The organism is Pseudomonas sp. XP1 (assembly GCF_053557675.1).
The window spans coordinates 12,605-13,729 of the sequence record NZ_JBNRIJ010000052.1 but is presented as its reverse complement, the minus strand read 5'-3'; the positions used below and the strand labels follow the sequence as shown (position 1 = coordinate 13,729).

The following is a 1,125-nucleotide window of genomic DNA, read 5'->3' as shown; positions in this document are numbered from 1 at the left end:
ACAACACACCTCTCAAGGCTTGTGATGTCCTGTGGGAGCGGGTTCACCCGCGAAAAGGCCGGCCCAGGCAGAACATCACTCAAGGGTCGACACTGCAGCAAGCCTTCAGGGTCTGCCGCAACCAGCGATGCGCCGGGTCATTGTGAAACCGTGGGTGCCATGCCTGCAGCACGTTCACCCGCTCCAGCGGCACCGGGATCTGGAACGAGCGCAGCGGCAGCCCAAGCTTGTGCACGCTGTTGAGGATGTTCGCCGGCATCGGCAGGATCAGGTCGGAATCCGGCAGCGAGAACAGCGCCGAGTGAAAGCTCGGGGTGATCAGCGCCACCCGCCGCTGCACCTTGAAGTTGGCCAGCTCCACATCGATCGGCCCGTTGGCCCGACCACGGCGGGACACGCTGATCTGTGGATAACTGGCAAAACTGGTCGGCGTGATCGGCTGCTCGAAGATTGGGTGGTCACGCCGCGCCAGGCCCACGTAGTAGGTCTGGAACAGGCTCTGCACCTTGATCTCCGGGCCCAGGTCCACGGTCGAGCTTATGATCAGGTCGGTACGTCCGTCGCGCAGCACGCTGTCATCATCGCCGCCGGGGCTTTCCGGCACGAAGCGCAGCACCGTGCGCGGTGCCTGCTCGTGCATGCGCCGCAGCAGCTGGGCGCCGTACAGGGCGATGAACAGGTCGTTGGTGCGGATGTTGAAGGCCCGGTCAAGCTTGGGCAGGTCGACCTCGCCGGCACTGCGGAACACCTCGCCGGCCTGCTCCACCAACGCCGCCACCTGCTCGCGCAGGGCCAGCGCCCGCGGTGTCGGCACCAGGCCGCGACCGGCACGCACCAAGATCGGGTCACCCAACGCATCGCGGATACGCCCCAGGGTCCGGCTCATCGCCGCCGGGCTCAGGTTCATGCGCTGCGCCGCGCCAACCACGCTGCCCTCGTCGAGCAGGGCATCGAGGGCGACGAGCAGGTTCATGTCCGGGAGTTGCATGGCCGCTTTCCGTTACAGCTGTGAGGAATGGCGATGGTAGCAGGTTGGTGGAATGCACCAGACGCAATGCGCTCGTGCGTGGTGGGGCATTTATTTTGGACGGTGATTGGGTCATAAGATTTGCAGTGCCTGTACTG

General features: G+C 64.9%; 1 protein-coding gene. It reads right to left on the bottom strand.

Translation table 11 applies throughout. From position 1 onward, the window contains the following. Positions 1-79 precede the first annotated feature (79 nt). Entirely contained in the window at positions 80-988 is a 909-nt protein-coding gene (locus tag ACK1U9_RS24635) for a LysR family transcriptional regulator (protein ID WP_108480643.1), read from the bottom strand. Positions 989-1,125: the final 137 nt, after the last annotated feature.

Excerpts from the sequence above, each read along its gene's own strand:
- ACK1U9_RS24635 (WP_108480643.1), bottom strand. The coding sequence starts at position 988 with ATGCAACTCCCGGACATGAACCTGCTCGTCGCCCTCGATGCCCTGCTC.